We start from the raw sequence: 228 nt of genomic DNA on the forward strand, positions 1-228 counted from the left end.
AATATTTCACGATAGAACTTAGGATAATTGGCTCTCTCATCCTCAGAACTGACGTATAATTGATCCATCGCAAAGTCTAATCCAACAACTGTTTCTACTTCTTTTTGTACGATCTCCTTTTCGTATTCAGTCAAAATGGACACATAGTATTTACCAGTAGGTGTCATAGAAATCGTACATGACTTGATTATATGGCCTTGTGGTATTTCTCTATGCTGTTTGATACGT

At 36.0% G+C, this 228-nt stretch carries 1 pseudogene; it reads right to left on the minus strand.

Features of this window, described 5'->3' with window-relative positions:
- Positions 1 to 228 (minus strand): annotated as a pseudogene (locus MR160_RS34580) (RNA-guided endonuclease TnpB family protein); the annotation flags it as partial.

The sequence above is a fragment of the Bacillus cereus group sp. BfR-BA-01382 genome, assembly GCF_022663475.1.
GTDB classification, from domain to species: domain Bacteria; phylum Bacillota; class Bacilli; order Bacillales; family Bacillaceae_G; genus Bacillus_A; species Bacillus_A thuringiensis_S.